This window comes from Desulfobacter sp., assembly GCF_050177295.1.
In genome coordinates, this window is sequence record NZ_JBFXHE010000389.1 from 1 (window position 1) to 4,215 (window position 4,215).

Genomic DNA, 4,215 nt, shown 5'->3' on the forward strand with positions numbered 1-4,215 from the left:
GAACGTTTGCCAGGACTGCAAGTACATTGCCGGCTTCATCAAATTGTTCTTCCGGCAGATACCGGCAGTCAGAACGGGGATAGGTGGTCAGCTTTTTTTCATAAAGGGCCTGGGCCAGATCCAGCACCTTTTTTGCTCCCATGCCGAGCTTTGACGATGCAGCTTTTTGTAACGAGGACAGGCAATGCGGCAAAGGAGGATTCTTTTTTTTCTTCTCTGTAACAGCCTCTATAATCTTTCCGGCCTGGCCGCTGACCTCTTTTTTGATCCGGTATGCTTCATCAGGGTTGATTAAACGGCCCTGGTCATCCAGCCCCTTTTGTGTGTCGAACGGCTGAAACGTGCCAATGAAAGAGCCTGCTTCATGAAGAATTTCAACATGAAGGGTGAAGTACGGGTGGGGTTTGAAGTTTTCAATAACCAGGTCCCGGTTGACCACCAAGGCAAGGGTAGGGGTCTGAACCCGGCCAAGGGATAACACGCCCTGGTTGCCGGCGTCACGGCCTTTAAGGGTCATGGCCCGGGTGCAGTTCATGCCCACCAGCCAGTCAGCCTGGGATCTGGCCCGGGCCGCATCTCTCAGGCCGGTATAATCATTATTGTCTGCCATGGATGCCAGGGCTTTTTTGACTGATCTGTCATCCAGGGCGGCAAGCCAGATACGCTCGCAAGACCCGGCATAGTTGTGGTATTCCAGCACCTCGTCTACAAGAAGCTGTCCTTCCCTGTCCGGATCGCCCGCGTTGACGACGAGTTCCGCGTCCCGGAGCAGTTGCCCTATAATTTTCAGTTGCGCTGCAGACTCTTTTCTGACCGAGGCATTAAAGGCATTGGGTAAAATGGGCAGGTCTTCTTTTTTCCATACTTTATATTTTTCATCGTAAGATTCGGGTTTACCCATTTCTAATAGATGGCCAAAGCACCAGGTAACAACATTTTGGCCGCATTCTATATAGCCGTTTCTTTTTTCGGCATTCCCCAGGCCTGCGGCAATGGCCCGGCCAAGGGATGGTTTTTCTGCTATGAAAAGTCTCATGGTTCTTTTCTCCTTGATTGTTTCCTGTGGATTTTGATTTTTATTTCAGCCTCTGTCTGTCCTTCAAGAAACCCGGCATGCCAGCTTAAAACTTCTGTGTTTTCCGGCTCGGGAAATACATGGGAGTTCTGCTGCCGGAGCCCTGCCTCATAGCCTTGTCGCCAGGATTTTTTATCAATTTTCATAATTTGCCTTCATACGCTTCGCTGAACTCCAGATCTTTAACCGCGATGATGTTCAGGCGGTACCCGGGCCGGATGGATAGAGTGGGGGACATGTTCATGTGTTTTTCAAGCAGTCTCATGGTTGTCTGCCCCATCTGGTCGGCAAAGGCCGTTCCCATGGATTCATTGAGCGTTGTCGTTTCGTCGCTGTTATCGCTGTCCAGGGTGTTAATGGCATAGGCGGTGCCGCCGGTGACAAGGCTCATGAGCAGGGCATGGCCGTAAATCCTGAAATAGTGGTTATTGACTTTGTCTTTGAGGCCGGCGTAACCTAACTGGTCCCCACCGGGCATATCCTTCAAGGTCATGGTCCGGCCATCCGGGAATATTAACCGCTGCCAGACAACGAACACCCTTTCCTGGCCCATGATTATATTGTTCTGATATTGGCCAAAGACTTTGGCGCCCTGGGGGATGAGCAGGTTATAGCCGGTTGCGGTGTCCCATACATCCTGGCTGACCTGGCCGCTGATATAGCCGGGCAAGGTGGAATCAATCCCGGTGATCAGCACCACAGGTATGATGGCCCCGGTTTTAATGGACAAGGCATTGGTCTCCTGATCCATGGAATAACCGTTATCCCACATTGAACTGTCATTATTTCCGATTTGATTTGCAGATATGGATAAACCGGTTTTCGTTGTTATTGATGCTGTGGATTGTGAACCGCCACTCCCAAGGCCAAGCCTTGCTTTGGCGGTTGCAAGTTCATTGTTTAACGCTGACAATCTTGCGGAAGATTCTGATTGCCGGCTGGTTTGGTCAGAAGTGCCGGCAGAGGCGCTGACAATCATTGAGGCGTCTTTTTTGTAAACAACCGGGTTGGACTCCAGGGCCTGGCGCTGTTTTTCGAACCGGTACTGCAGTATAGAGACAAGCTGTTTTTGCCGCTGCTTATCCAGGGCGGCTTTTACAGGGTCCTGGGGAGGCGGTTTCGCGCCTACAACCTCAATGGGTTCAAGCCCCTTCTGATCCCCCCTTTTGCCAGGGGCGTTCATATCGGTTTCTGAGGCAAGGCCCTTGCGTTCTTTGGGGGCTTTTGGCAGATTCAGCCCTTCTTCATCTGTGGATACGGATGACTGCTGGGGCTCTATCAACAGGGTTTCCTGATCCTGGCCGCTGTTTTTCTTATTTCTTTTGCCTTGATCAAAGATTGAAAAAAGCAGCAGCAATACAATGATGGCAATGAACAGAAACAGAACCAATATTGGCTTTTTACTCAATACGGTTGTCATTACGCCCGGCCTTTGCAGCCCCCTTGGTGCGCTCATTTTTTCACCTCGCTTTGGGTATAAATCTCTGCCAGTGCATATCCGGGCAGGCGGAACATCTGACTGAAACTGAATCCGTCACTGCTTTTAAGGTGAAAGTATCCGGTGCCGGGGTTTTGTGATAACATGTCAATGACATAGCTGATCTTGACAGCGCCTTGGGCCTGGCTGATAGTATAACCGGCCCGCCTGGCCTGTTTTTCAATCAATTGGTCAAAGGTTGTATTGCCGCTTTTAAGAAGCGTTACCGTGGTTTTTGCAGGCGGATATTGCTGGACCAGGCGGCTGATTATGACATCACAAAGCTGTAACGGCGGTTCGGAACCGGTCAATACCCATGAGCCTTTAGGGGAAAGGCGGGTGCAGGAAAAAAGGCTTAACGCCATAAAAAAAAGAAGAATCAGTCTGGCAAGCGTTTTCATTTTTTCTCCTCCAGCCTGGTCAGGGTTAATTCTTCCTTATCCTTGCCCACACCCAGGATTAAATAGGCCTGGTCAAAAATCCGGTCCACAATAAAGCAATTGTTTTTTACCCGGTAGTTTACAAGGCCTTTGCCCGCAGTGGTTTTGACCATGAACATGGGCATTTCCTGAAGTTTGGGCAGCTTGATATAGGTTTTAACGCCGTTGTCAAAGACCTGCAGGGGCTTCCAGCCGGCATCCCCGGAGATTTCATAATCAAAGTTCAGCTTGGCCATATCAAAGCCTTCTGGGGTGGTCCTTTTCTCTTTTTCTTTGATTTGTTTTTCCCGTGCCGCTTTGGTGATTGCGATATGGTCTTCGGGGTAAATGAAGCCTGTATACAGCATGTGTTTACTGCGGTCGGACTTGAGGGTTATATGATAAACCCGCCTGTCGGTGGTAATTACGGCTGTGGTGGTGAGCCCTGAATCCAGGGCTTTGAAAACAACGTGGCTGGTGCTGATATCGCCGCTGCCGGAAAAAACGATTTCTGCGTACCATCGTGCGTTATCGCCCAGGACCATAGAATTGATCACTTCTCCGGGCTGCAGCTCCAGATCAGCCACTTTATACGGGGTGACAATGATGGTTGGATTTGAATGGCCGTAAACAAAACAGTTCATGCCGTTCCTGGCGGTGACCGGGTCCAGGGTGTTTTTTTGCCATCTTGACTGCAGGGCTAACGGTTTTCTTTCTTTGCTGTTCAGTTTGGCTGATACGGAGTTTACGAAATCCGCAGCCCGGCATGTTGCCAAACCCGCAAAGAATACTGCTATTGCGATTGTTACAAGTTTTTTCATGGTTTGAACTCCTATTGTATTTTTTTGCTGTGGCTGATTTCTGACACATATATGCCGCTGGCATTATTGATAATCTCCTGTTGTGTCTCAGGGAGTTTGCGCTTGATGATAAGATTTGCCTGAAAAGTTGTCCGGGAGCGTTCAACACCTTTATGGGAGCGTTCTATTTCTGTCCATTCGACTAGCCAGGTTTCTCCGCTGACATAAAGGGGCAGGGCCATAATCCGAACTTCGACCAATTTTTCTTCGCTGGATATGTATGGATTGTTGTCTGCGTACCATTTGGCCAGGATTCTTTTGGCAGCGCCGATTGACATGAAACTGGATTGCCTTATGTATTTTTCCTGCAGGGCAATATCAGCCGTGACGGTCCGCCAGGCCGTGATAAACTGGCCCAGGCTGTATTGAATCATCTCCTGGCTG

The 4,215-nt window shown here is 49.6% G+C and carries 6 protein-coding genes; all 6 read right to left on the reverse strand.

The annotated features are described in order from the left end of the window. A partial coding sequence (locus AB7U36_RS19630) for a DNA topoisomerase (RefSeq protein WP_428161328.1) occupies positions 1–1,036 on the reverse strand: 1,036 nt, incomplete at its 3' end. Beyond that, positions 1,033–1,221, reverse strand: coding sequence for a hypothetical protein (locus AB7U36_RS19635; protein WP_428161329.1), 189 nt, complete (start codon positions 1,219–1,221; stop codon positions 1,033–1,035). The genes AB7U36_RS19630 and AB7U36_RS19635, both read right to left, overlap by 4 nt. Further along, positions 1,218–2,531: a TrbI/VirB10 family protein gene (locus AB7U36_RS19640; protein WP_428161330.1), complete on the reverse strand. Its 1,314-nt coding sequence runs from the start codon at positions 2,529–2,531 to the stop codon at positions 1,218–1,220. The genes AB7U36_RS19635 and AB7U36_RS19640 overlap by 4 nt, the downstream gene beginning before the upstream one ends. Beyond that, positions 2,528–2,953, reverse strand: a complete 426-nt coding sequence (locus AB7U36_RS19645; RefSeq protein WP_428161331.1) for a conjugal transfer protein TrbH — start codon at positions 2,951–2,953, stop codon at positions 2,528–2,530. The genes AB7U36_RS19640 and AB7U36_RS19645 overlap by 4 nt, the downstream gene beginning before the upstream one ends. Further along, positions 2,950–3,792, reverse strand: coding sequence for a P-type conjugative transfer protein TrbG (gene trbG, locus AB7U36_RS19650; RefSeq protein WP_428161332.1), 843 nt, complete (start codon positions 3,790–3,792; stop codon positions 2,950–2,952). The genes AB7U36_RS19645 and trbG overlap by 4 nt, the downstream gene beginning before the upstream one ends. A gap of 11 nt (positions 3,793–3,803) precedes the next feature. Further along, the coding region (locus AB7U36_RS19655; RefSeq protein WP_428161333.1) for a type IV secretion system protein at positions 3,804–4,215 on the reverse strand (412 nt) is incomplete at its 5' end.